At 65.7% G+C, this 23,853-nt stretch carries 19 protein-coding genes and 3 CRISPR repeat arrays; of the genes, 9 read left to right on the top strand and 10 right to left on the bottom strand.

The genetic code is table 11. The annotated features are described in order from the left end of the window. The first annotated feature begins 1 nt into the window (after position 1). The 7 genes from cmr4 to cas2 all read left to right on the top strand — a co-directional run bounded on the left by cmr4 (position 2) and on the right by cas2 (position 8,158). Entirely contained in the window at positions 2 to 817 is an 816-nt protein-coding gene (cmr4, locus tag EII35_RS11285) for a type III-B CRISPR module RAMP protein Cmr4 (RefSeq protein ID WP_125228571.1), read from the top strand. Next, positions 817 to 1,215: a type III-B CRISPR module-associated protein Cmr5 gene (gene cmr5 / locus EII35_RS11280; RefSeq protein WP_125228570.1), complete on the top strand. Its 399-nt coding sequence runs from the start codon at positions 817 to 819 to the stop codon at positions 1,213 to 1,215. Before cmr4 ends, cmr5 begins: the two co-directional genes overlap by 1 nt. Beyond that, a complete protein-coding gene (gene cmr6, locus EII35_RS11275; RefSeq protein ID WP_260465109.1) occupies positions 1,215 to 1,943 on the top strand; it encodes a type III-B CRISPR module RAMP protein Cmr6 in 729 nt (242 codons plus the stop codon). Before cmr5 ends, cmr6 begins: the two co-directional genes overlap by 1 nt. After that, positions 1,933 to 3,819, top strand: coding sequence for a TIR domain-containing protein (locus EII35_RS11270; protein WP_125228568.1), 1,887 nt, complete (start codon positions 1,933 to 1,935; stop codon positions 3,817 to 3,819). The genes cmr6 and EII35_RS11270 overlap by 11 nt, the downstream gene beginning before the upstream one ends. Beyond that, on the top strand, positions 3,813 to 4,697 hold the full coding sequence (gene cas6, locus EII35_RS11265; RefSeq protein ID WP_125228567.1) for a CRISPR system precrRNA processing endoribonuclease RAMP protein Cas6: 885 nt from the start codon (positions 3,813 to 3,815) through the stop codon (positions 4,695 to 4,697). Before EII35_RS11270 ends, cas6 begins: the two co-directional genes overlap by 7 nt. Positions 4,698 to 4,845: 148 nt before the next feature. Beyond that, a CRISPR array of direct repeats spans positions 4,846 to 5,527; the repeat unit is 37 nt; unit sequence GTCTGAAACACCCGCGAACCTCAAAGCGGATTGAAAC. A gap of 463 nt (positions 5,528 to 5,990) precedes the next feature. Further along, the gene (gene cas1, locus EII35_RS11260) at positions 5,991 to 7,883 is read left to right on the top strand and encodes a CRISPR-associated endonuclease Cas1 (RefSeq protein WP_185744293.1); all 1,893 of its coding nucleotides are present in this window, start codon (positions 5,991 to 5,993) and stop codon (positions 7,881 to 7,883) included. Then, positions 7,874 to 8,158 carry a CRISPR-associated endonuclease Cas2 gene (cas2, locus tag EII35_RS11255; RefSeq protein ID WP_125228592.1) on the top strand — a complete coding sequence of 95 codons (285 nt, stop codon included), beginning with the start codon at positions 7,874 to 7,876 and terminating at the stop codon, positions 8,156 to 8,158. The genes cas1 and cas2 overlap by 10 nt, the downstream gene beginning before the upstream one ends. Before the next feature lie 195 nt (positions 8,159 to 8,353). After that, positions 8,354 to 8,941: direct repeats of the CRISPR family, unit length 37 nt; unit sequence GTCTGAAACACCCGCGAACCTCAGAGCGGATTGAAAC. Positions 8,942 to 9,456: 515 nt separating this feature from the next. Here the strand turns inward: cas2 and EII35_RS11250 are convergent. Continuing rightward, positions 9,457 to 10,935, bottom strand: a complete 1,479-nt coding sequence (locus EII35_RS11250) for a hypothetical protein (protein ID WP_125228565.1) — start codon at positions 10,933 to 10,935, stop codon at positions 9,457 to 9,459. 302 nt (positions 10,936 to 11,237) lie between these two features. Here EII35_RS11250 and EII35_RS11245 point away from each other — a divergent pair, with 302 nt between their 5' ends. Continuing rightward, positions 11,238 to 12,926 (top strand): vWA domain-containing protein, encoded by a 1,689-nt coding sequence (locus tag EII35_RS11245; RefSeq protein WP_125228564.1) that lies wholly within the window; start codon positions 11,238 to 11,240, stop codon positions 12,924 to 12,926. Positions 12,927 to 13,267: 341 nt separating this feature from the next. Continuing rightward, a CRISPR array of direct repeats spans positions 13,268 to 13,789; the repeat unit is 37 nt; unit sequence GTCTGAAACACCCGCGAACCTCAGAGCGGATTGAAAC. A gap of 705 nt (positions 13,790 to 14,494) precedes the next feature. On the opposite strand, the gene EII35_RS11240 is transcribed toward EII35_RS11245, so the two are convergent. The 3 genes from EII35_RS11240 to EII35_RS11230 form a co-directional block, all read right to left on the bottom strand. Continuing rightward, complete coding sequence (locus tag EII35_RS11240; protein ID WP_125228563.1) at positions 14,495 to 15,799, bottom strand: TIR domain-containing protein; 1,305 nt, start codon at positions 15,797 to 15,799, stop codon at positions 14,495 to 14,497. Further along, entirely contained in the window at positions 15,799 to 17,166 is a 1,368-nt protein-coding gene (argG, locus tag EII35_RS11235; RefSeq protein WP_125228562.1) for an argininosuccinate synthase, read from the bottom strand. The genes EII35_RS11240 and argG overlap by 1 nt, the downstream gene beginning before the upstream one ends. A 315-nt stretch (positions 17,167 to 17,481) precedes the next feature. Beyond that, complete coding sequence (locus EII35_RS11230; RefSeq protein WP_125228561.1) at positions 17,482 to 17,883, bottom strand: hypothetical protein; 402 nt, start codon at positions 17,881 to 17,883, stop codon at positions 17,482 to 17,484. A gap of 85 nt (positions 17,884 to 17,968) precedes the next feature. Here EII35_RS11230 and EII35_RS11225 point away from each other — a divergent pair, with 85 nt between their 5' ends. Further along, positions 17,969 to 18,751, top strand: coding sequence for a hypothetical protein (locus tag EII35_RS11225; RefSeq protein WP_125228560.1), 783 nt, complete (start codon positions 17,969 to 17,971; stop codon positions 18,749 to 18,751). Positions 18,752 to 18,753: 2 nt separating this feature from the next. Here the strand turns inward: EII35_RS11225 and EII35_RS11220 are convergent, their stop codons facing one another. From EII35_RS11220 to EII35_RS11195, 6 genes are all read right to left on the bottom strand, one after another. Continuing rightward, the gene (locus EII35_RS11220; RefSeq protein WP_125228559.1) at positions 18,754 to 19,344 is read right to left on the bottom strand and encodes a hypothetical protein; all 591 of its coding nucleotides are present in this window, start codon (positions 19,342 to 19,344) and stop codon (positions 18,754 to 18,756) included. A 68-nt stretch (positions 19,345 to 19,412) separates the two neighbouring features. After that, the gene (locus EII35_RS11215) at positions 19,413 to 20,198 is read right to left on the bottom strand and encodes a hypothetical protein (RefSeq protein WP_125228558.1); all 786 of its coding nucleotides are present in this window, start codon (positions 20,196 to 20,198) and stop codon (positions 19,413 to 19,415) included. After that, the gene (locus tag EII35_RS11210) at positions 20,198 to 20,458 is read right to left on the bottom strand and encodes a hypothetical protein (protein WP_125228557.1); all 261 of its coding nucleotides are present in this window, start codon (positions 20,456 to 20,458) and stop codon (positions 20,198 to 20,200) included. The genes EII35_RS11215 and EII35_RS11210 overlap by 1 nt, the downstream gene beginning before the upstream one ends. After that, entirely contained in the window at positions 20,451 to 20,711 is a 261-nt protein-coding gene (locus tag EII35_RS11205; RefSeq protein ID WP_125228556.1) for a hypothetical protein, read from the bottom strand. The genes EII35_RS11210 and EII35_RS11205 overlap by 8 nt, the downstream gene beginning before the upstream one ends. Positions 20,712 to 20,718: 7 nt before the next feature. Next, positions 20,719 to 23,418 (bottom strand): FtsK/SpoIIIE domain-containing protein, encoded by a 2,700-nt coding sequence (locus EII35_RS11200; protein WP_125228555.1) that lies wholly within the window; start codon positions 23,416 to 23,418, stop codon positions 20,719 to 20,721. Then, positions 23,415 to 23,741: a hypothetical protein gene (locus tag EII35_RS11195; RefSeq protein ID WP_125228554.1), complete on the bottom strand. Its 327-nt coding sequence runs from the start codon at positions 23,739 to 23,741 to the stop codon at positions 23,415 to 23,417. The genes EII35_RS11200 and EII35_RS11195 overlap by 4 nt, the downstream gene beginning before the upstream one ends. Between the last annotated feature and the right edge of the window lie 112 nt (positions 23,742 to 23,853).

The raw sequence follows: 23,853 nt of genomic DNA, 5'->3' as shown, positions 1-23,853 counted from the left end.
AATGACTGAACAGGTGACCCTCAACCTCGTCTGGCAGGCGATCACGCCGCTGCACGTCGGCACTGGGCAGGACGGCGGCGGCCTCGTCGACCTGCCGGTGGCGCGGGAGGCCGCCACGGGATTCCCGATCCTTCCCGCATCGGGCATCAAGGGCGGTTTCCGGGACGGCGTCTACGACGAGACCGCCAACGCCCGCTACGGAACGCTCGAGAAGCAGGGGGAGGTGACCTTCACGGATGCCCGACTGTTCGCCCTGGCGGTTCCCTCCTTCAAGGGGACCTTTGCCCTGGTGACCTGCCCTGTCGTGCTCTACCGGCTGCGCAGGGACCGCGCCTCCCTGCTTCCCGGCCAGGGCGAACTGCCCCCGATCACGGTGACCGAGGACGGCGTCATCGCCCCGGAGCGACTCGTGACCGCAGGGCATGTGCAGCTGCGCGACTACCGGCTGCGACAGACCGGCTCCGTCGAGCAACTCCGCCGGTACTCGGATGTCCTGTTGGGTGGTTTCTCGGACGAGGACCGCAGCAACATCGCCGAACGGCTCTGCGTGGTCAGCGATCAGGTGTTCTCGTTCCTGTGCGAGACGAGCCTCGACATCTCCCCGCATGTGCGGCTGGATCCGAACTCGAAGACCGTGCAGCACGGCGCCCTGTGGTGGGAGGAGTGCATCCCCGCCGAGTCGCTGCTGACGAGTTTCGTGATCTGTGGTCGCAGCTCCGACGCGGACGTGTTCCGGCCGCAGCAGCTGCGACGGGTCGGCGGCAAGGGAACCGTCGGGCGTGGCCTGGTGTTGACGACGGCGGCCGAGGAGGCGTGATGATCGAGACCCTGTCCCAGCAGCGCATCACACTGGCCCATGACTTGGTCAGTTCCCGGCTGAATCGGGCGGAGGCGACGGTGTACGGCCGACTGTGCCACCGGTTCCCGATGATGGTGATGCAGGGTGGGCTGCTCGCCGCCGTCCTGTTCATCAGCAGCAAGAGCACCGGTTCGGATGAGCGTGCGAAGGCGCACCGGGCCATCCTCGCGGACGTGGCCCGGATCCTGAAGCTGGACGAGTCGGGCGTTGTGTCGGCTCTGACGAGGCAGCAGGACGCCCTGAAGCTCATGGCCTGGACCCACGAGGTGCTGCACACCTGGGCGATGATGCGCCGCTTCGCGGTGTCCATCCTCAAGGTGGAGTCCGGCGGTGACGACGACGGGGAGGGGGCGTGATGAAGGCATCGGATGTGGCGCGATGCCAGCACGCGGGCATCGCCCTGGCGACAGTGGATCCACCTCCTGAGGGCAGCACCTGGCTGGATCAGCTGGAGCCGTTCACCACATTGTCCTCCCCTCGGGCCTACGCGGTCGCTGCTCGACGGTGGTCGCGGATGTCCGCTGAGCTTCCGGGTGTGACGCAGCGCTGGGCGACGACGAAGAGTTCCCTCGCCATCGGGACGGGCAGCTTCTCGCCGATGGAGAACGGGTTGACCCTGCACGGCACCTGGGGGGTTCCGTACCTGCCGGGCTCGGCATTGAAGGGACTGGCGTTGCGGGCGGCGGCCACGTTCGGACTGTCCGAGCTGGAGTCGGAGGTGATGTTCGGCACCACCGAGTCCCGAGGCTACGTGAACTTCAACGACGGCTGGCTGCTCCCCGATGCGGAGGCGCCCTTGTTCAAGCTGGACGTGATGACCCCGCACGCGGGCAACTACTACTCGTCGCAGGGCGGGACAGCACCGGATGACTCACAGGATCCGGTTCCGATCCAGTTCCTCGTCGTCCCGCAGGGCACCCGCTTCCTCGTGACGTTGGACTGCCCGGAGAGCCAGGACTGGGCCGAGGCCGCGATGACCATCCTGACCTTCGGCCTGCAGAAGCTCGGCCTGGGGGGCATGACCAGTTCCGGGTACGGACGCTTCACCGTCGCACCGGTGGGAAGGGGTGGACATGATGGCTAGCGGCACCCGCACCGGTCGCCATCTGGGTCGTCGCGACGGGCCGGTGTTCATCTCGTATCGGCAGAGCGACGGCACGTGGATCGCCAACTTCGTGGAGACCTTCCTCCGGTGTGGCGGGATCATCCCGTGGCGGGATCTCGCCGACCTCCCGGCGGGCGACGTGGCGCGGTCCGTCCGGGAGGCCATGGAGGACGGGATCAGCGCGGGCATCCTCATCGTCACACCGGAGCTCGCGCACAGCGATTTCGTGCGCAGGTACGAGGTACCGCATCTGCAGCGGATGCTGCGCAACGATCCGCGGCGGTTCCGCCTCTACGTCGTCAACACGATCCGCGACTCCGCCGAGGGCCGGTCAGGGTTCGATGTTGACGCCCCCGACCGGCTGCTGGGCCTCACCTCCGACGCCCGGACGTCCCACCGTCGTCGACGCGTCGCGAAGGGGCCGCTGACCCGGGATCGGGCCGAGAGCCATCTGTTGCGGAACGCGAAACAATACGGCCTGCTGGCAGGGAGCTCGGATGTCCCGGCGGTGTCGGAGCTTCCCATGCTGCTGCGGGATCTGCTGCGTCATCGACTTCGCGCCCGACGTCCGCACCTGCTGGATCAGGAGGTGAACATCGCGGTTCAGACGCGGCCGGTGCCGAACAGCGATGAGGCATCCCGAGCCGCTCGACGGGACGCCGACCTGACCATCCGGTTGCGGCAGAACCCGGAGAACCGGCTCCCAGCCGAGCTGGACTACCGCTGCCTGCAGCTGACCCTCCCTCTCATCATCGACGCCGTGCACAACAGGGGCATCACCAAGGTGTCCTTCTCGGGAGGATGTCATCCGAGCGTCGCCTGGGTGCTGGGGACAGCGCTCCCTGAAGCACGTGGGATCAAGGAGTTCTCCTGGCTGGACTCCTACGAACCGGGGAGGGTGTGGCGGTCGCTTCCCTCCCCTGATCCGCTGCGTTCCTCGCTGTCCATGAGGGTCGACGCGTCAGCCCCGGTCGAGATCACCCCTGATCGGATTCCGACCGAGGATGCGGTCAAGGAGCTGTTCGCGGGGAAGCAGCCTGGCCGGGGGGTGGTCGTGCACCTGGCGACAAGGCCTCACAATCCTGCACCGGTGGCAGATCTGGCGGCGCGTCTCGGTGACGCCCCCACCATCGTCCTCAATGTGACCGGCCCCCGGGACCGGGCGGGGCGGTCCTGGGTGCCGCCGGAGGAGGGCGAGAACCTGGCCCGAATGCTGGGGGCGGTGATCCGTCTTTTGTCGCGGCTGGGGCCGGTGCATCTGAGCATCTCGGGCAGCGCACCGCTGGCCGCGTTGACGGCACGGCACTGCAACACCGTCGCCGTTCAGGTCCACGAGTTCGCCTGGTACGACGACGGGAGACGAAGTGAGTATGTTCCGGTCGGCACGACGGCCCCCGGTGGCGCATTCCCGCTGGCCCGCGTGGCGGGGCAGGGTGGCGGCTGCGGGGATCTGAACCGCCTGATCAACCTCACCCCTCATGACGTGACGCTGTACCGGGGCGATGAGGTGGTTCGCGTCTGGGAGGGGCCCGAGCAGGGGCGGGACTGGGTCCGTCGCTCGGATCGGCGGGTCCCACAGGAGCCGCTTCGGGTTGATGGCCTGGAAGTGCCTCACACCCGGCTGGAGCCGGGGCCTCTCACCGGAGTTCCCGACGACGAGGCGGGAACAGGGTTCATCGTGTCCCGTATCAGCGCCGCCGCAGCACGTCGCGGCGACTTCTTCTTCCCCATGGACGAGGTTCGGGATGAGCGGGGGACGCAGCGCGGGTGCCGAGGGCTGGGGAGTTTTCCATCCGTCTCGGACGAGGCGAGGCCGTATCTGCAGTGGCTTCAGGGGGAGGAGACGACATGGTGAACAGTCCCCTGGTGTTGCACGGGGCGACGCTGCCACCGGCTCCGCTTCGGCTGCTCCCGGGCCGCTCCCGGGAACGCAGGGGTTGGCTCGCTCTGCCTCCAGGACGGGTGCGGCAGTGGGAGGTGACCCTGAAGGTGCTGCCGGGTCAGGATCACTCACTGGCCCCTTCCCCTGCCGGGGTCCATTCGCTGACGTCGTCATGGTTGCACAGCAATGATCTCGACCCCGACGGGGAATCGCACCACGGGAGACACGACTACTGGGTGCGTTGGCGGCGCTCCACCCCGGACACACTGGGCATCCGGCTGGCTCTGCTCCGGGACGAGTTGTCGTCTGTACTGGTCAAGCGCCTGTTCCTCGGCCGTGCGGAGCGGCTGGGGCAGGTGGCCCTGCTCGTGACGGGGCTCCGGGAGGTGGGTTCCGCCAGGTTGGAGCAGCTGGTCGGCGCCCCCTGCAGGAGGTGGACGCTCCAGTTCCCGACCGGGGTGACGTTCAAACGTGGTGACATCTGCATGCCGTGGCCCTCCCCCGAGGCGGTGCTGAACAGCATCCGGCGCCGTCTGGCCCAGGTGTGGGGCTGGGAGCCGGACACGTCAGCGATGCGGGAGGCCATCCGGGCCGTCGCCCCCTGCCGGATCGACCTCGCCACCCGCAGCTGGCGGGAGGGCCGCAACGGTCGGGCCCGCGAGGTCGCCCTGGCGGTCGGGGAGATCGAATGGGCCGCATCGGGCCCCGAGGAGACCCGCCGCCTCATCGACCTGCTCCTCCAGGCGGGTGAACTCATCGGCGTGGGGGCCAAGACCACCTGGGGAGCCGGGGCCCTGGAGGTGTCGCGCCCAGGTTTGGCGACACCCCCGGAAGGGGTGGCAACGAGATGACGAAAAATGGCCTCAGGTGTGCATGCGACCTGACAAGGCCAAACACCCGATTTCGACCCTCTGGAGCCGCCCGCGACACGCCCGAGACCGGTCAAGTGTGCAACGGCCTCGCAAACCCCCTTGTCATCAGGCCCCCCAGAGGGGTAGGGTCTGAAACACCCGCGAACCTCAAAGCGGATTGAAACTCCAGTCGCCGTTCAGGCGACTGATACGGGCCTTGTCTGAAACACCCGCGAACCTCAAAGCGGATTGAAACCCCCCAGATTCCTAGGCGTGCGCCTCGCTAGGGACGGTCTGAAACACCCGCGAACCTCAAAGCGGATTGAAACTGAGGTCCCAGCAATGGGACCAGATTGCCTGGGCGAGTCTGAAACACCCGCGAACCTCAAAGCGGATTGAAACATCACCACACCGCCTGGGTGTCCAGCGCGGACCGTCTGAAACACCCGCGAACCTCAAAGCGGATTGAAACAACGGGAAAGACAAGGTGACCCAGGCCTTCCCGTGTCTGAAACACCCGCGAACCTCAAAGCGGATTGAAACGTCATGGTGAAATAGCCGCCGTATTCGGTGTCGTCTGAAACACCCGCGAACCTCAAAGCGGATTGAAACATGGTCACCGTGGCCAGCGTGCCGCAACAGTCGTCGAGTCTGAAACACCCGCGAACCTCAAAGCGGATTGAAACTGCCTTCTTCCTCCACCATCTTGGCGAAGACCGTCTGAAACACCCGCGAACCTCAAAGCGGATTGAAACAGGTCCGAGAAGAACATGCCCACGAAGATGATCGTGAGGTCTGAAACACCCGCGAACCTCAAAGCGGATTGAAACTGAAGGTTATTCTTGAAATCGGAATCTCTATGGTCTGAAACACCCGCGAACCTTCCCCCGCTGGTCGAGCCGGACCGCGAGCGCCAGCGAGCAGTCCGAGTCGAGACCTGGCGAGGTTTACAGCGAATGCTTGCGGAGGTCTCGACACGAGGCCTCCAGCCTCGGCTCGACCAACGGGAAAGCGGATTGAAACGTCCTCAGTTCGATGTCCGGAAGGATAACTTCTGGTCTGAAACACCCGCGAACCTTCCCCCGCTGGTCGAGCCGGACCGCGAACGCCAGCGAGCCGTCCGAGTCGAGACCCGGCGAGGATTCCGGCCAACGGTTCCAGAGGTCTCGACACGAGGCCTCCGGCCTCGGCTCGACCAGCGGAGGACAGGACCGCACACAGGCCACCATGACCTCACCCCAGGAAAAACAACCGAACATTGAAAACAGCAATGACGACCGTCAAGGAGGATGGATGAGCGCTGATGTTCTTTCTGGCCTTGAACTCCCGCTCTGTCTGCAGTTGCCCGCATTGACCAAGGCCTGGGAGCGGGTGCTGCGGAAGGACGCCCAGGATGGGGATCTCAGCGTCGGGGTGGAGCGGTTCGCCGAGGATGCGGAGACGCATCTTGCAGCTCTGGTCGTCGAGCTCTCGGATGGCTCCTATCAGCCGCGAACCCTGACCCGGGTGGCGATTCCGAAGAAGGGCGGGCAGCGGTTCCTGGACATCCCGCCGGTGAGGGACCGCATCGTGGAGCGGGCCATTCTTGAGCACCTCACCCCTCGCGTTGATCCGCTGTTCGGCAGCACCGCCTACGGGTACCGGCCCGGGTTGGGCGTCGCTGACGCCGTCGCCGAGGTGGTGCGGTTCCGGGAGGAGGGCTGCACACACGTGCTGCGCACCGACGTCCACAACTGTTTTCCCTCGCTGCCGGTGCCGCTCATCAAACGGCAGCTGGACGGGCTGATCGACGATCCGCTCATCCACCAGCTCGTGATGCTGCTGTTGGACCGGCGAACCCGCGATCAGAAGGGCCGGACGATGCCCTTCCCGGGCCTCCCTCAAGGGGCCGCTCTGTCCCCGATGCTGGCCAATCTCACTCTCACCCCCCTCGACGAGGCCCTCCTGGATGCGGGGTTCCCGGTGGTCCGTTACGCCGACGACCTCGTCGTCGGCCTCGACTCGCCGGACGACGGACCGGAGGCCCTCCGCGTCGCCACCGCTGCACTGAAAGGAATCGGCATGGAACTCGGAGCCGAGAAGACCGGGATCACAAGTTTCGACGAGGGATTCGCGTTCCTCGGGGAGGAGTTCGGCCCCCGATACCCTCCCGCGACCGGGGAGGGACGCATCCAGGAACCCGACAAGAAGGTGCTCTACGTGGCGCGGCAGGGCAGCCGCATCCAGGTGTCGAAGGGGCGCCTCGAGGTGGTCCACGGCGACAAGGAACTGCTGTCGGCTCCGGTCAGCGACATCGCCCGGATCGTCTGTTTCGGTGCTGTCGGGATCTCCGCCTGGGCGCGGAGCTGGGCCCTGCGAAACAACATCGACATTCTGCTGGCGTCCAGACGGGGCAGCTACATGGGCGCCATCGTCAACGACTCGTGGCCGGCCAGGCGGAGTCGCCTGCTGGCGCAGCTGCTCATCGACGGCACGGAACGGGAGATGGAGATAGCCCGGGAGATCGTCGCTGCGAAACTGCGGCACCAGGTGACCCTCCTGCGCCGGTTCTCCAAACGGGCTGAGGCGGAACACACCGCCGAGGTCACCCATCACATCCAGGCGCTGGGACGGATGATCCCCGATGCCACCAACCGGGACGAGCTGATGGGCCTGGAGGGGGCGGCGGCACGGGTCTACTGGCCACGCTTCGGGGCCCTGCTGCCGGAGGAGCTGCGGTTCGAGGAGCGTTCCCGCCAGCCACCCCGGGATGTGATGAACGCGGCGCTGTCGTTCCTCTACACACTGCTGCTCGGCGAGGCGGTCACCGCCATCCGCGCCACGGGACTGGACCCCGACATCGGAGTCCTGCACGCCGACCACGACACCCGCCCCAGCCTGGCGCTGGACCTCATGGAGGAGTTCCGCCCCCTCGTCGTGGATCACGTCGTCATGTCGGCGGCCCGACGGGGCACTCTCACAGCGGCTCACGGCCGGGACATCGACGGAAGGGGAGGCATCCACCTGACGGCAGCGGGTCGGGAGGCGATGATCGCCGCCTTCGAACAGCGGATGCTGACCCATGTGGCCGGGGCCCTGGAGGACGTCCGGGCCACCCGCCGCCATCACCTGTACCGGCAGGCACAGCGACTGCGGGCCGCCATCATGGATCCGACGCAGAAATGGACGGGACTGGCATGGCGGTGACCCATCTGGCGGCCTACGACGTGACGGAGGATCAACGACGGGCCCAACTGGCGGCCCTGCTCCAGGCCTTCGGCGACCGCATTCAGTACTCAGTGTTCCTGCTCAACACCACCCCCGAGGAACTGGACCTCATCAAGGAGAAGGCAGCAGACATCATCGACGAGGACACCGACTCCCTGTGGATCATCCGCCAGTGCGCAGCCTGCTGGAACGACGTGACCTGCATCGGCCAAGCGGAACCACCCACCAGGATCCTCCACTACGCGGTGATGTGAGATGACAGTTTTGGCGACACCCCCACGAGAGGGTGGCAACGAGACGACCAGAAACCGCTTCAGGTGTGCATGCGGTCTGACAAGGGTAAACACCCGATTTCAGCCCTCCAAACCGCTCCGCGACACGCCCGAGACCGCCCAAGTGTGCATCACCCCCGCAAACCCCCTTGTCAACAGCCCCTCCAGAGGGGTATGGTCTGAAACACCCGCGAACCTCAGAGCGGATTGAAACGAGCTCAATATAGCAGCCGGAGGGCCTAATGCCTCCTGTCTGAAACACCGAAACCAGTAACGATCTAGGTACGCCATACCTAGGCCGGTCTGAAACACCCGCGAACCTCAGAGCGGATTGAAACCAGTAACGATCTAGGTACGCCATACCTAGGCCGGTCTGAAACACCCGCGAACCTCAGAGCGGATTGAAACTCGTATAGAGGGGTCGTCCATGCACTGAACCCCAGGTCTGAAACACCCGCGAACCTCAGAGCGGATTGAAACGACTTCGTTGCTATATATGTAACGAAGACACTGTCTGAAACACCCGCGAACCTCAGAGCGGATTGAAACACTCCCATTCAAAGAAATTGTGTACAGGGTCTTCCGTCTGAAACACCCGCGAACCTCAGAGCGGATTGAAACTCACGCCGCGCCGGGTAGGCTGCGGCGACCAGCTGGGAGTCTGAAACACCCGCGAACCTCAGAGCGGATTGAAACCGCCAGAGCTCCACCTCTTCGCGGAATCGGAAGTCTGAAACACCCGCGAACCTCAGAGCGGATTGAAACACTGTGGCCGGGGCGCTTAGCTGCGTACTAAGCACCGCCTGTCTGAAACACCCGCGAACCTTCAACCGCTGGTCGAGCCGGACCGCGAGCGTCAGCGAGCCGTCCGTGTCGAGACCTGGCGAGGTTCCCAGCAAACGGTCAAGGAGGTCTCGACACGATGCCTCCGGCCTCGGCTCGACCAGCGGACAAGGTGGTGGTTGAACCGCCACCCTCAACGAGCCGCCCGCGTCGAGACCCAGAGAAGTTCCCAAGGACCGGAGGCGAAGGTCTCGACATGAGATCTCCCACCGCGGCTCGACCAACGGGGACGCCGTGACGTGAGATGCCAGTTTGGCGACGGCTCGCGTGCCCCTTGTCCAACTGTCCCGCCAGAGGGGTGGGGCCAGAAGCCTTCGTTCGAACCACTGAGCCCGCCCGGCGGTTCGAACACCCGAGATTCGTCCTCGTTGTTCAGAAGACATCCGGGGTGGGACACCCACAGCTGGGTGCCCCACCCCGGAGCGGTTGCGACGTGACTACTTGAAGGAGACTCGCATGGAGAGTGAGCTGTGGTGGTCGTCGTTCTTCTTGGCCACCAGACCGACGGCCGTCACCCGTCGCCAAATCCTCTCAGTTTCAGTGTCGATGCCGCCCTGCTGGGCCAGACCTTTCGTGATGCTTCCGACGTTGACGTACATGATCACGGACGCCCCGTTCGGGTCCTTGATGACGTCCTGATACGCCTCGTCGTCGGCCAGCTTCCCGCGAGGCTCCATGAGATCATCGGTGTCACCGTTCACTGTGCTGTAGACCTTGTCGCCCTTGGTTTCACTGTCCACCACGACGCCGACCTGGCCAGCGATGTCCTCGATGACCCTCGAATGCTTCCGCGGATCATCGGTCTTGACCACCAGCCCTCCGGAGGCAAGCTGGCCAAAGTCACTCGTCGCCCCGAAGATGCTCGGCGGGAGATACAAGGCCAGCTGCTTTCCGGCGACGTGGCCCAGGTCCTTCTTCGAGTTCACCCCGAGTTGTTCGAGGTAGTAGAACCACGAGCCGTCAGGTGCGCTGAGGGCGTCCCACGTGTCGCTGATGGACTGCTCGGTGGTGCCGACGCCGTAGGCGACGGTTGCATCGTCGGGCAGGTTCCCCACCAGTTCACCGACGCTCTCAGGATTCCCTTCGAGCTTCTTCTTCTGCCACGCGACAAGGTCCGTCACGACGGTTCCCTGCTCGACACCGATCCCGAAGGCCATCCGCTGATCCACCAGGAAGGACTCAACCGAGTGCAATTGGTAGAACGACCTGCTGGCGAAATCCGAGATCCCTTGCTCATTGATCCACCCGGTCACCACGTAGTTGCCCCGGAGTTTCGACAACATCGACTTCAAGTCTTGGTTGCCACTCAGGGGCGCCTTCTGGATCTTCTCATGCTTGGGCATCTCGTCGCGGGAGAGGATCAGCTGATCGCCGACCACCCGGTAGAAGTTGAATCCCCACCAGCCGTGCTCAGATTCAACAACGTGCTCTTCAGCGAACCTCTGTGCCGCGTCGGCATCCGTGTGCTGCATCACAAGAACCGGCGCCAGCCTGTCGTACTCGCCCTCGGGCTCCTCCGGCTCGTAGATGGCCCAGGTCACGGAGTCACCCAGCCAGTCCTCAAAATCCGCCCACTCCACGTCCTCGTAGTACGACTGCCGCACAACGAAGCTCCACACAGACTGCTTGAAGCCACCCCCATCCGTGTCGATGTCCTGGGTGAGCTCCGAGGGGAACTCGTCCACGATCTCCGCCAGTTCCTTCTGGTCCTCCAACGAGGGATTGAGGTTGAGCGTGGCAACGAACATCGCCCCGTCGGGCAGGTACTCAGCAGCTGCGATCGAGGGCGCCTTCTTCAGCAACGTGACAGCCGCGAACACTCCCCCACCGAGGAAGAGCAGCCCGACGACCACAGCCAACACCACGACGAGCTTCGACTTCTTCCCCTTGGCCGGGGGCGCGACCCCGACAGTCATGGGCATTTCCGGGGTGAGCGGAGGCCCTTCAACCCCCTGCGACTCGGCCAGGAACGGCCCAGGGCCCGGGGGCATGGGCCGCTGGCTCCCAGCCGGATTCATAGGATCAGTCACGGTTTCCTCCTTCATCCAGCCGAAACATGATCGACTCCACTGTTACTGACGGACAGGAAATGATTCCGCTCAAGTCGATTGCGCAAGGCCAGAAGTAGCGCAAGGTGAAGGTCGAAATCCCTTTCAAACACGCTCAGCAGCCCGAGAAAGAGTTATGCTGCCATCAACCAGCCGTGAAAGGGAAAGAGATGAATGTACGAGCCTTCTCCGCTGCCGTGACGGTGGCGCTCCTCCTCACCGGGTGCGGCAACCAGACCAAGATCCCGGATGTGCGAGAAGGAGGCCCGTCGGGCCCCACTTCCAGCGGGGCGCAGGCATCCCCGTCGGCCGACGTCTCGCCGTCGGGACCCTCCTCAGGATCATCCGAGACAGCCAATCCCCGCACCTCCCTGCCCGTCGTGGTGGTGTTGGACGCCTCCGGGTCGATGAAGCACGACGACGCCGGTTCCGGCCTCACCCGCATGACCGCGGCCCAGGCCGCCGTCAATGGCATCTTCACCGCCCTCCCGGCGGATTCACAAGCCGCCTTCGTCGGCTACGGCACCAGGATGCACGGCGAGGAGGTCACAGCGGAGCAGGGCTGCGAGGACGTCGAGGTCCTGTCCCCGTTGGGTGCGGTGGATGCCGCTGCCTTGAAGACGAAGGTCGACGCCGTCACCGCTGGCGGTTGGACCCCGATCGGCCCGGCCCTGAGGGAGGCCGCCGGCCAGCTGGGTGGAAAGCCGGGCCGGATCGTACTGGTCTCCGACGGGAAGAACACCTGCCAGGCGGCCCCGCCCTGTGATGTGGCGAAGGAACTCAAGGAGCAGAACCCAGAGCTGACGATCTCCGTGGTGAGCCTCCGTACGGATCAGGAGGACGTGCGCTGCGTCGCAGAAGCCACCGGCGGCTACTACACCACCGCGGACACCGGGAAGCAGTTGGAGTCTCGGGCCACGGCAGCTCTCGATGAGCTGAAGGCCAGGCGCTCCCTGTCGCCGTCCGGCGTGGAGGGCATCACCGTCGGCGCCACGCATTCGGCAATCCGGGCAGCGATCCCCGATTTCCCCGCCCTCGACGCCACGACCACCCGCGAATGGAACGGTCAGACGGTCACCGTCGTGGTGTGGCTGGACTGCGAGTGGCTGTTCAAGGATGACGTTCTGGTGGCCATCGGCACCGGTGGCGACTCACAGCGGCAGACCATCGATGGCATCGGTGTCGGGCAGCAGATCTCTGCGGCCGAGGAGTTCCTCGGCACTCCCATCGTCCAGCTGACGGAGGGCAACGACCATGTGCGGGTGTACCCGGCAAGCCAGACCGGGCTGTTCTGGCGGGTACTGACCGGGGCTGACAACGTGATCCGCTACATCTTCCTGTGCCGCTGCGGTCCGTCCTCCGACGCGCTGGTGCTGTCCTTCGACGGGCTCGGCCCCTACAAGGTGACCGACAAGACCCTGTTCGCCAGTAACGAGCTCGTGCAAGATCCGGACGGCTGCATGGATTGGAAGACCCTGCCCGGCTACGAAGGTCGCGGCATCTCGCTGTACCAGATGGGTTTCAAACTGGAGGACCCCACGGCAACCGTGGCCTTCGAGGTCTTCGTGCACCAGCCCGACGATCCCACCATGCAGAGCCCAGTCGTCACCTACGCCGGAGCGAGGGTCGGAATGACCCTGGGCGAGATCAAGAAGCTCCACCCCGACCTGCGCATCGAGCACAAGTTGGACAACTATGGGGGAAGCGACCTTCCTGTCGTCCGCTCAGGTGAACGCGAGATGATCTTCTTCCCGGACGGCTACTTCGGCTTCGACGAGGACAGGACCCCCAGGGACGACAAGATCATCACGCACATCCTTCTGAGGGACTGGTCCTGGGACGCCACTGGAGGGTGCTGACTCAGGGCACTCCCATACGGGGGAAACGACCATTTGGAACCCACAGGGGCAAAGATCCGATGGCAGCCCTCCGGGTCCACCAGCGACTCCCCGGCGCGCAAGACCTTCACCAGGCGTCCAGCCTCGGCTCCACGAACGGGATGTGAGATGACAGTTTTCGCGACACCCCCACGAGAGGGTGGCAACGAGACACCCCGAAACCGCTTCAGGTGTGCATGCTGTCTGACAAGGGCAAACACCCGATTTCGACCCTCTGGACCCCTCCGCGACACGCCCGAGACCGGCCAAGTGTGCAACACCCCCGCAAACCCCCTTGTCAACAGCGCCTCCAGAGGGGTAGGGTCTGAAACACCCGCGAACCTCAGAGCGGATTGAAACGTCGTTCCACAGTTGGATAACACACACGGGAGGTCTGAAACACCCGCGAACCTCAGAGCGGATTGAAACATTTGTGTTCCCACTGTGAGTTCAATATCTCGGCCTGAAACACCCGCGAACCTCAGAGCGGATTGAAACCAGGCCGTCGGGGCGGGTCAGGATCAGGGCAGTCTGAAACACCCGCGAACCTCAGAGCGGATTGAAACTGCCTCAGGCTGTCGGGCGCCAGATCCGCGGTCTGAAACACCCGCGAACCTCAGAGCGGATTGAAACGTCATTCGTCTACTCCTTTCACTTGAGCTTCCGTCTGAAACACCCGCGAACCTCAGAGCGGATTGAAACTTTATTTTCTCGCTTCCATATATGACTTCCCAGGTCTGAAACACCCGCGAACCTCAAAGCGGATTGAAACAGGTTCCAATCGCCGTTCAGGCGATTGATTCGGATCGTCTGAAACACCCGCGAACCTCAAAGCGGATTGAAACATGAGGATCAGGTCGTAGTCATCGGCTACGGTCGTCTGAAACACCCGCGAACCTCTCCCCCGCTGGTCGAGCCGGACCACGAGCGCCAGCGAGCAGTCCGAGTCGAGACCTGGTGAGGTTTACAGCGAATGATTGCGGAGGTCTCGACACGAGGCCACTGGCCTCGGCTCGACCAACGGGAAAGCGGATTGAAACATTCGCCCTGAACCCTTCCCAGTCCCTCCCCTGAAGTCTGAAACACCCGCGAACCTCAAAGCGGATTGAAACGTGGTGCGCCAGGTCCAGACTCGGTCGCGTTGGGTGCCTGAAACACCCGCGAACCTTTCCCCACTGGTCGAGCCGGACCGCGAGCGACAGCGAGCCGTCCGAGTCGAGACCCGCACAACCCTCCAGGCAGCGCTTCGTGACCGCGGTGGATTCGCCTGCCTTGACCTGGTTTCGCCTGTCCTGGGTGTGGCTCGCCTGCCTTAACGGCGGCTCGCCTGCCCAGTTAGGCAGGCAAAGGCAGGCAAAGTGAAAGAAGGCAGGCGTTTCTGACCCAAGGCAGGCGAATCAGCGCGCTGACGAGACCAGCTGGACGGGGCGCCTGAAGGAAGGGGGTGTGGTCGACACGCTCACCTCGTGGCTCGACCAATGGATTCAGGACGGGCGGCGAGGCAGAGGGCCGGGAGCCCATTCAGCTCCCGGCCCTCGTTGTTGGGGGTCTCAGCCCAGCTTGCGCCTCAGCTCCTGCAGGACGACGTGCTGGCGCCCATTGTCCTTGTCCAGTTTCGACAGGAAGGACCTGAGGGTCTTCTTGATGACGACCTTCTCCGTGACATCGGTGATGAAGTCCATCCGCTCCGCCTGGCTCCGGTAGTACTCCTGGGCCAGCTGGCGGATCATGAAGGTGTCGTGTGGGTACTTCTCCTTGTAGGTGAGGTAGAAGGACTCCTTCGCAACCAGCGCCGCCGCGTTGCTGACCTCGGCTTCCTCCTTCTGCCCCAGCGAGTCGTAGACCCGGTACTTGTCACGCTCGACGTAACCTCGGTAGAGATTGACGTAGGAGGCGTCCAGCGGGAATCGCTTGCTGATCTCCTCCAAGATCTCCCCGGCCCGTTCCAAGAAACTCACCGTCGACTGCAGCAGTCCGAGACGTTCCTCGTCGGAGAAGTCCTCGTTGAGGGACACCAGCCTGTAGAGCAGGCTCAACCGCCGCGCCGTGAAATAGCGCAACCACAGATCGATCTCCTCATCCTGATACGAGAAGTCGAACTTGCTCTCGAACACCGCCCGCATCTCCGTGAACGAGTCGAACGGCAACGGCTCGGCCAACCCCCCGGTCTCGAGGCCGAGTCGGATGTTGTTCTTGAGCAGCAGGATGACGAAACTGAGAATGCTCGACGATGGCTGCACCTTGTTCAACAGCGACTCGGTGTACTCCTCCTCCATGTAGTAGTCGCACACCTCCGCCGTGTGCAGTAGGTACTGCGCCAACTCCAGGTCAGAGCACTGCGGACTCGTGTCATGCATGTCGAGGAAACGCTTCACGTCCTCCCACATGTGCATGATCTTCAACTTGTCGAGCTCCACATGGCGGCGAGCATCCTTCTGGAACGCCTCAACGATGGCATCGGCGATCTCCTCGACATCCCGTTCCTGCGTCGTCACCTCCGTCGCCCAGGAGCCCCCGAGGTCACTCGGGAGATCCTTGACGGAGATGTCGATGAGGAAGACATGCAGCTTGTTGGGGCTGTAGGTGCCGGTGATGTACCCCCACTCGAACATCAGGTTGTCGTTGAGGCCAATCCCCGGATTGGCCTCGATTCCCTCACCGTTGACGAGGATGATCGCCCGCGTGCACCCCCGGATCTGGGAGAACACCTGCGTCCCGATGAACAGTTCCGTCGGACTCCCGCCCCCTACGACGGGGTCGAACCCCAGCTCGGAGATCCGCTGCCCCACCAGGGTCGCCAGTCGTTGGGTACCGCCCCAGGCGATGAAGACCCTCTCGAGCACATCCTTCGCCATCACACGGTCCCCACTGGTTCAGCCGCCTCCGGCGCTGCGATCTCCAGCTGCGCGACGAGCCTGCTCGCCTCACCCCCGGACAGCTGCCCCTGCTGCACATAGGTGGTGAGCTTGGCGCGTGTGTCCGCGATGTCGAGATTCCGCATCGTGAGCTGACCGATCCGGTCGAGAGGACCGAAGGCGGCGTCCTCGACCCGTTCCATGCTGAGCCGCTCCGGCTGGTAGCTGAATCCGTCGCCGACGGTGTTGACGATGGTGTAGTCGTCCCCACGACGCAGCTTCACCGTCACCTCCCCCGTCACGACGGAGGCCACCCATCTCAGCAGTGACTCGCGGATCATCATGGCCTGCGGATCGAACCAGCGTCCCTCGTAGAGGAGCCGCCCGAGCCGAATTCCCTCGCTCTGGTAGTTGGCGAGGGTGTCCTCATTGTGAATCGCGGTCAGAAGTCGCTCATAGACGAGATGCAGCAATGCCATGCCCGGCGCCTCGTAGATGCCGCGGGACTTGGCCTCGATGATCCGGTTCTCGATCTGGTCACTCATCCCCAGCCCGTGACGGCCACCGATCTCGTTGGCCTTCAACACGAGCTGGACGGGATCGTCGAACCGTTCCCCGTTGATGGCGACGGGGTAGCCGCGTTCGAACGCCACCGTCACGGTCTCCTCGGCGATGGGAACGGCGGGATCCCAGAACCGCACACCCATGATGGGTTCCACGATCTCCATCGACACGTCGAGTTCCTCCAGGGTCTTCGCCTCATGGGTGGCGCCCCAGATGTTCGCGTCGGTGGAGTAGGCCTTCTCAGCGGAGTCCCGATAGGGCAGGTTCCGGGCAGTGAGCCATTCGCTCATCTGCTGGCGACCGCCCAGCTCGTCGACGAACTCCTGGTCCAGCCACGGCTTGTAGATCCTGAGGTCGGGGTTGGCGAGCAGCCCGTACCGGTAGAACCGTTCGATGTCGTTGCCCTTGTAGGTGGAGCCGTCACCCCAGACGTTGACGTCATCCGCGGCCATCGCCCGCACCAGCATGGTGCCCGCCACCGCCCGGCCGATGGGGGTGGTGTTGAAGTACGGTTTACCTCCCGTCCGAATGTGGAAGGCCCCGCAGGCCAGGGCGTGCAGCCCCTGCTCCACCAGCGACTCCCGGCAGTCCACGAGCCTGGAGATCTCGGCCCCGTACTGGGCGGCACGCCCCGGAACCGACTGGATGTCCGTCTCGTCGTACTGCCCGATGTCAGCGGTGTAGGTGCAGGGAATCGCTCCCTTCTCACGCATCCACGCCACCGCGACGGAGGTGTCAAGACCTCCGGAGAACGCCAGTCCGACGCGTTCCCCTGTCGGCAACGATGTCAACACCTTGGACATGTAACCCCCTTACCTTCGGCACCCGCCACCGTGGCGAGCGCCGAACCCTCGAAGCCGGCAGGTCGCCAGCTCGTGTTGTTCTCTTGCCCTTCACTGACGGACAGGGATCGCACACGGAGGAACTGTTCACAAGGGCCGGATCGAGCCCCCTTCACGCTGCCCACCCTGAGGGCGCTCAGCGCCCGAGAGTCGAGATCTCGCAAGGGTTCCGTGGGGCCGTCAGCAGGGTCTCGACACGGACTGCTCGCTGGCGCTCGCAGTCCGGCTCGACCAGCGAACCACCCAAGGCGCGCACTCATGAACGTCCCAAAGGGCTCACTCCTCCATCTCCTCGGGGATTCTCGCTGCCAGCAGATGGACCCAGAGAGCCACGAACACCGTCGCTGTTGCCGGGGCGATGAACCAGTCGCTCCGGTTCGGGCCTCCCTTGGCCGTGAACCAGAAGACCGCGATCATCGCACCCACCACGTGGCCGATCGCCGCCACCTTGAGCACCGCCTGCGGATCGACGATGCGGTCCCCGTTGAAGGCCCGCTCCACGCAGGCCGCCACCGTCACCACACCGAAGATCCCCGCCCAGAGCGCCAGTTCCTGCCAGCCGCCGCCCTGCCCCGGGCTGTACTGGCTGCCCGCCCAGAGCTGCGTGACGAACACCAGCGGCACGTACAGCAGCGCCCAGCGGACCGCCACACCAACCCCCACCATGACCGGATACATCCTCGACTTCCTTCCCTTCCATGTCCTCTGGCCGTCAGTAATGGCTGTGGAAGCACTCCACCCACGTCACCCCGGAGAAGGAGCCATGGCCCGCACCTGCCCCCGCTGCAAGCGCTACCTCGGCGCCCAGGACCACTGCACGCGCTGCGACGGCCCGTCCAGCCCGAACCGCAGTCCGCACGGTTCTCGACGCGTCGTCCTGCCGCCGACCTCCCCGACCAGCCCTCCGCCACCCTGGGAGCGTCGTCCCGAGCAGCCCACTCCCGCCAGCCCACGACGGACTTCCGGCCGGTCCGGCTTCCTCAGCGTGCGCGGCGAGGTGGTCAGCGTCTCCCCCACCGGCCGGGCCTGGGTCTGGGGTGTTTTCCCGATCAGGACCGTCCTGCTCCTCGGGACCCCGATCCTGTTCCTCATCAAGGCCCGAGATCTCATCGTCGAGGCGACCTTGGGCCTGTTCATGATGCTGTGGCCGCTGCTCCTCATCCTCGCCATCGCCTCCTGGCTGCTCAGCAAGGTCCATCTCGACGGCTGCATGAGCGCCCTGCTGCGGATGGTCGGCTCCATCTTCGGCACGGGGCTCCGCCTCGGCGCCAACCTCACCAGCGGCGCCGCCCCCTCCCGTCACGGCTGGCAGGTCATCGTCGAGCACTCCGGCGGCCGCGAGCATGTCAACATCGCAGCCGACATCCCCATCGACGAGGGACAGGTCCTCCTCGTCCACGGCCCACGCCTCGGCGCCACGCGGGAGGCCTGGCTGGTGCAGGGCATCACCCCCATGACCTTCACCCGGCTGGGACGGGGCCTCGTCTCGACGACGGTGCTCGTCCTGCTCCTCACCCCGGTCATCGTGTGGCTGCTGAGCCTGTGACCTCACCTGCGGTCCCTGCGCTTCCTGAACCGTTCCCACCACGCCCGGGACCTCACGGCGGTGAGCCTGCCCGCGTCGATCACCTGATCTAGCACCTGCTCGGAGACCTCATGGGTGTACGGCGGAGCCTCGGCCCTGAGCACCCCCGCCACACCATCTTCGATCAGGTTTGATGCCACCTGCTTGGTTCCCTGTTCCACACACGCCCGGACTCCCGCCTTGGTCACCAACCAGCCAATCTCCGCCCAATCCCCGAGGGAGACCGGCACCTTTCCCCCACAGGGCACCGCAGCCTCCAAAGCCCGCAGAGCGCGCAGACAGCGATCAGTACACGTCTCGACGGCCCGCATCCCGGACTCGATGGCGTTCGCTGCATCCAGCAGTTCTTGTCTGGCCTGTCGCTCCGCCTCCGCGCACGGTGTCATGTGGTTCTGAGCCTCGTCGAGACGCTCCTCGATCACCGCGACACACGCCACGGCCGCCTCATGATGTTGACGCCACTGCTGTTCGGCCCGGACCTGGGCGTCCAGATCTGCGGCCAGGGGATGCAGCACCTCGGCCCGCATCCGCATCGCCCGGTCGTCCTCCCACACCCGGGCCAGCTGATCCCTAGCCTTGTCATAGCCCTGTACAGCCGTTTGAAGTGTGCTCTGACCAGTCATCACAGTGCCCCGTCGATGCCCTTGAGTTGTGACACTGCCGCATCGATCTGATCCACCCCGGTGCTGACCAGCCGGGCCGAACGCGCTGCGGCATCCTGCTGTGCCTGGATCTGCTTCCTGGCCGCCTTTTCGTGGTCCTCCGCCTTGAGACCGTTGTGCCGGGCCGTCTCCACCTCCGGCTCGGCCTGTCCCAGCTGGCAGCGAGCCTTGACCGTCTCCTCCTTGGCTCGGAGATGCTGATCGTTCGCCACCGACGCCTCCCGCTCAGCCAGCACCACGATCTCCCGTGCCTCCACCACCAGTTCATCGGCCCGACGGCAGGCCTCCACCGCCGCCTCACAGCAGCCGATGCGTTGCTGCACCTCTGCGCGACGCTGCAGCAACACCGCCCGTGGTTTCCCCTTCGCCGTCTGCAGTTCCACATCAATGTGTTCCAGATCCTTCCGGGACGCCTCCAGTCGTCTCCGGCAGCGTTTGAGCATCCGCCCAACCACCTCCGCGACCCGACGCGACCGGGTAGTGACCCGCCCCACCTTGGACCTGAGCGTCTTCACGGACTCCTCCATCAGCACCATCTGACGCTCCATCTCGGCCACCCGTGACCTCCAGTCCTCGACGACCCCCTCAGACCGCTGGACCCTCTCACTCGCCGCCGCCACCTGCTGCGACAACACGGTGTACTCGTCGTGGGTGCTGCGGACCTCACCGGCCGCGGAGGCAGCGACGGTGGTCAACTCGCCCTGGAAGCGGCGCAGATGCCGGATCAACACCCCTGGATCGGCCATCAGATCCCCCGCAACACCACGGCCCGCGACCGCAGTTCCTTCAGCAACGTCGGCAGGGCCGCACACAACGGCTCGAACCCGCCCGTCGCAGCCTCCCAGCGACGTCCGAACTCCGCCGCCCCCTCGCCCTGCCACACCTGCATCAGGTGCACGAAGGCCTTGTCGACGTCGCCGAAACCACGACCGATCACCGCGCGGTGACGCTCCAGGGCATCCGCGTAGTCGTCGATGGCCTCGGCCAGGATCACCGGATCAGCCATGGAAGTACCTCTCCACTCGTTGGATCTTGTCGTTCACCGCCGCCTCCACCCGGGGCGTGCCCTTCCGGTACTGGTCCGTGGGCTCCTTCACCCGACGCAGCTGCGCCCCGAACTGCTGGAGGAAGTCGTCGTCGCCGAGCGCGAGCAGACGCTTCTCCGCCTCCTCGACGGCCTCCGCGCTCCGGGCGAGGTCGCGGTGGAAGGCCTCCAGCGCCGTCAGGAAACGCGGCAGCGCCACACGCAGTTCATTCATGGACACGTCAGCTCCTCACCAACCCCGCCAACGACTGGTCCAGGTCCGCTCCGCAGACGTAGGGCAGGAACACCGTCTGCGACCCCGACACCGCGTCGCTGTAGCCCATCCGACGCGGCCCCTGGATGACGCCGCCCGGCTCCACCTCGGTGGCCCGCTGGTCGCCGAAAAGCCACTGGGAATCCGTCTGCGACAACTGCCCGCAGAACCGATGGTTGAACGCCGTCATCCGCTGGGTGGGCCACACCCGCTCCCACGCATCCCGCGACGTCGCCCCCAACACGACGTGGATCCCCAGCAGCGGCCCGTCATTGGCCAGCCGGGCCAGGTGCGCGGTGGCTTCGGACAGCTCCGTCTCGTACCGGCCCTCGATGCCGTGGAACTCCTGATACGCCTCCAGCCCGGCCGCCACGACGACGAGGGTGTCCTGCTCCGCCTGCTGGTCCGCGGTCAGGGCTCGACGCCGCTCCAACTCCACCACCGCGGCCGCCACCATCGCGACGGCGGCGGCACCGTCGGCCGCGACCCGCACACTGTGCTGCCAGCTGGCCAGGATCTCGGACAGGCGATCGGTGAGACCACCACGCCAGCTCGATCCCTCCCGCCCACGGAGCTGGCTCAGCACCCACACCTGGCAGCCGCCGGGCAGACACGACGCGGACAGGCTCGCCAGGCCGGACTGGAGCACCCCGGTGAGGACCTCCGCGTCATCGGCCAGGACGGCGACGTTCTGCCGGGCCGCCCGTTTCACCACCGCGAAGGCGGAGCCGTGAACGGTCATGGAACGTCCGACGATGAACGCCGCGGGCAGGTCGTGGGCGGGCCAGTTCACCACCCCGAGCCCTCCCTCCGCCTCGGGACGGCTCGCCCACGCATCCACCGTCGCCGTCCTGGGGACGCGGGCCAGGCCCTGAAGGGCCGGGTTCCGGGCCGCCGACGGCGGGGCGTTGCCGTCCAGGACCAGAGGCCGACGGCGGTCCTTCGCAGCGAGGGCCGCCACCAGATCGGCCAGCTGCTCGCCCGGCAGGAAACCCACCCGACCGGCCACATCCGGGGCGGCCCCGATCCCGGAGTGCACCACCACGTCGCCCGCCTCTCGGCAGTGCGAACCGATGAGGCGGCGAGCATCGGAGCTGAACTCCGTCAGCATCTGGACCGTGTTCGCAGGCATCGGCAACGCCACCCGGGTCTGCACGTTGTTGAAGAACTGGGCCCGATGCCCCGCCCCGGCCCCGTGGAAACTCTGCGAGGCGAGCACCAGGTGGATACCGGCGGCGCGGCCACGGGCGGCGATGTCGGTCAGGGCCTCCCCCACGCCGTTGGTGATGTCGTCGAGATACACCTGGTACTCGTCGATCACCACCACCAGCCGCGCCAGCAGGGTCGACTCCGAGGACGGGAGATCGCGCAGCGCCGGGACCTTGTGTCGGACCAGCAACTGGTGGCGTCGGGTCAGCTCCTTGTGGACGTCGAGGATGATGCCCGCGGCCATGTCCGGCGGGGTGTGGATGGCGACGGCCTGGGCGTGCGGGAGTTCCCGGTAAGCCTGCATCTCCGCGCCGTCCCTGCCGTCGATGAGCAGGAACTGGAGCTCGTCGGGGCCGTACCGGGTGGCCAGGCTCGTGATGAGGCAGTGCAGCAGCATCGACTTGCCGGACCCCGTCGTCCCGCCGATGACGAGGTGCGACAGCCACACCCCGGCCTGATCCTGCCCGAAGGTGAGCTCGATGGGGCGCCCGGCGGTGTCCGTCCCCACCGTCGCGACGACCCGCTCGCGGGCCCTCCCCGACCACCACAGGCTGGGGTCGACGGCGTTGACGTCACCCCAGTTGGCGTTGGTGGCGGGAAGGTTGGCGGCCAACGCGTCGTGGATGCGGTGGAACAGGTCGTCGGGGGCTGCCGGGTCGAGCAGGGCCAGGAGTCTGCCCCAACACCCCAAGGCCACACCATTCGATGCGACCTCCATCACGAGGACATCCCTCAGGTCGAGGCCGGAGATCGCGGGTTCGGGCGCGAGGAGGTCGTGATGCAGGATGAGCTGGGTGTTCGGCAGCTGCGGGAGGCTGTTGAGGATGTCGATCCCCTGATGGGTGAATCCACGCGGATAGTCCATGGCCAGGACGACGTGCCGTCGTCCGTCGGGGCCGGTGAGGGAGTCGGCGTGGGCGGCATCGCGGGCCGCCCTGAGGTTGTCCATGGCGTCGGCGCCGGCGGGGGCGACGCCCGGCAGGTCGCGTTCCCGCAGGAAGCCGTGCCCCATCCGGAAGGGGTCGATGAGGTGGAGGACGACGTCGGGGCCCGCAGCCGCGGCGATCCGCAGCGCCAGGTTCCTCAGGATGGTGCGGGCGTGGTCGCAGGCCTCGGGCTCCTCGGTGGTGAGCAGGATCGGCTGGCCGCGGAACAGGGGCAGTGTGGCCGGGAGGTGCGCCAGCTCGGTGCCGTCGACGTGACCGACGCGCACCTCGTCGGGGATGCGGGGATCGGGGGTCCAGCCCTCCCAGTCGGTGGACGACCAGGCCCCGAGATCGGCCACGTGGCCTGCCGCCACGAGTTCTCTGACGGTGTCGGCGATCGCGCGTTCCTCACGGTCGACGCGTCGCGCGTGGGCGGCCATCGCGCCGACCGCGCGCTCGTAGTGCTCACGCATCCGCTCCTCCCCGGAGGCGAGTTCGGCCTGCGCCCTCGCGAAGCGCGCCCGGGCGCTCACAGGATCCCCTGGACGACGAGGATCACCACGACGACGGTGGCCAGCAGGCCGAGGAGGACCAGCCTCCCCCGGCGCCGTCGACGCTCCTCCTCGGCGGCGAGCGCGAGCTCGGGCAGCCCATCGGCGATCTCGGCGAGCTCGTCGCTGATCCGCTGGATGTGCCCCAGCTCCCGTTCCACGATGTCCAGCTCCTCGCCGGGCCTCCCCTCGTAGGGGCCGGTGAAGACACCCGGGAAGTGCTGTGCCAGCACATTCACGGGCTTCATCAACTGATCGTGGCGCTCGTCCTCACGGACACGGCTCAGCAGGTCGTACACAGTCATCTCGTCCTCCATCGGTCACTGACGGACGAAGCCGTGTCCTTCAGGACAGGATGTTCCTGCAGGGAGCCGTCCACCTTGCCAGGAGGCCACCCTGCCGATCCCCGCGCAGCCT

It is taken from the genome of Arachnia propionica (assembly GCF_003932785.1).
Lineage (GTDB): Bacteria > Actinomycetota > Actinomycetes > Propionibacteriales > Propionibacteriaceae > Arachnia > Arachnia propionica_B.
The sequence above is the reverse complement of the archived record's forward strand: the minus strand, read 5'-3'. Positions and strand labels throughout refer to the sequence as shown.

Excerpts from the sequence above, each read along its gene's own strand:
- cmr4 (WP_125228571.1), top strand. The coding sequence starts at position 2 with ATGACTGAACAGGTGACCCTCAACCTCGTCTGGCAGGCGATCACGCCG.
- cmr5 (WP_125228570.1), top strand. The coding sequence starts at position 817 with ATGATCGAGACCCTGTCCCAGCAGCGCATCACACTGGCCCATGACTTG.
- cmr6 (WP_260465109.1), top strand. The coding sequence starts at position 1,215 with ATGAAGGCATCGGATGTGGCGCGATGCCAGCACGCGGGCATCGCCCTG.
- EII35_RS11270 (WP_125228568.1), top strand. The coding sequence starts at position 1,933 with ATGATGGCTAGCGGCACCCGCACCGGTCGCCATCTGGGTCGTCGCGAC.
- cas6 (WP_125228567.1), top strand. The coding sequence starts at position 3,813 with ATGGTGAACAGTCCCCTGGTGTTGCACGGGGCGACGCTGCCACCGGCT.
- cas1 (WP_185744293.1), top strand. The coding sequence starts at position 5,991 with ATGAGCGCTGATGTTCTTTCTGGCCTTGAACTCCCGCTCTGTCTGCAG.
- cas2 (WP_125228592.1), top strand. The coding sequence starts at position 7,874 with ATGGCGGTGACCCATCTGGCGGCCTACGACGTGACGGAGGATCAACGA.
- EII35_RS11250 (WP_125228565.1), bottom strand. The coding sequence starts at position 10,935 with ATGACTGTCGGGGTCGCGCCCCCGGCCAAGGGGAAGAAGTCGAAGCTC.
- EII35_RS11245 (WP_125228564.1), top strand. The coding sequence starts at position 11,238 with ATGAATGTACGAGCCTTCTCCGCTGCCGTGACGGTGGCGCTCCTCCTC.
- EII35_RS11240 (WP_125228563.1), bottom strand. The coding sequence starts at position 15,799 with ATGGCGAAGGATGTGCTCGAGAGGGTCTTCATCGCCTGGGGCGGTACC.
- argG (WP_125228562.1), bottom strand. The coding sequence starts at position 17,166 with ATGTCCAAGGTGTTGACATCGTTGCCGACAGGGGAACGCGTCGGACTG.
- EII35_RS11230 (WP_125228561.1), bottom strand. The coding sequence starts at position 17,883 with ATGTATCCGGTCATGGTGGGGGTTGGTGTGGCGGTCCGCTGGGCGCTG.
- EII35_RS11225 (WP_125228560.1), top strand. The coding sequence starts at position 17,969 with ATGGCCCGCACCTGCCCCCGCTGCAAGCGCTACCTCGGCGCCCAGGAC.
- EII35_RS11215 (WP_125228558.1), bottom strand. The coding sequence starts at position 20,198 with ATGGCCGATCCAGGGGTGTTGATCCGGCATCTGCGCCGCTTCCAGGGC.
- EII35_RS11210 (WP_125228557.1), bottom strand. The coding sequence starts at position 20,458 with ATGGCTGATCCGGTGATCCTGGCCGAGGCCATCGACGACTACGCGGAT.
- EII35_RS11205 (WP_125228556.1), bottom strand. The coding sequence starts at position 20,711 with ATGAATGAACTGCGTGTGGCGCTGCCGCGTTTCCTGACGGCGCTGGAG.
- EII35_RS11195 (WP_125228554.1), bottom strand. The coding sequence starts at position 23,741 with ATGACTGTGTACGACCTGCTGAGCCGTGTCCGTGAGGACGAGCGCCAC.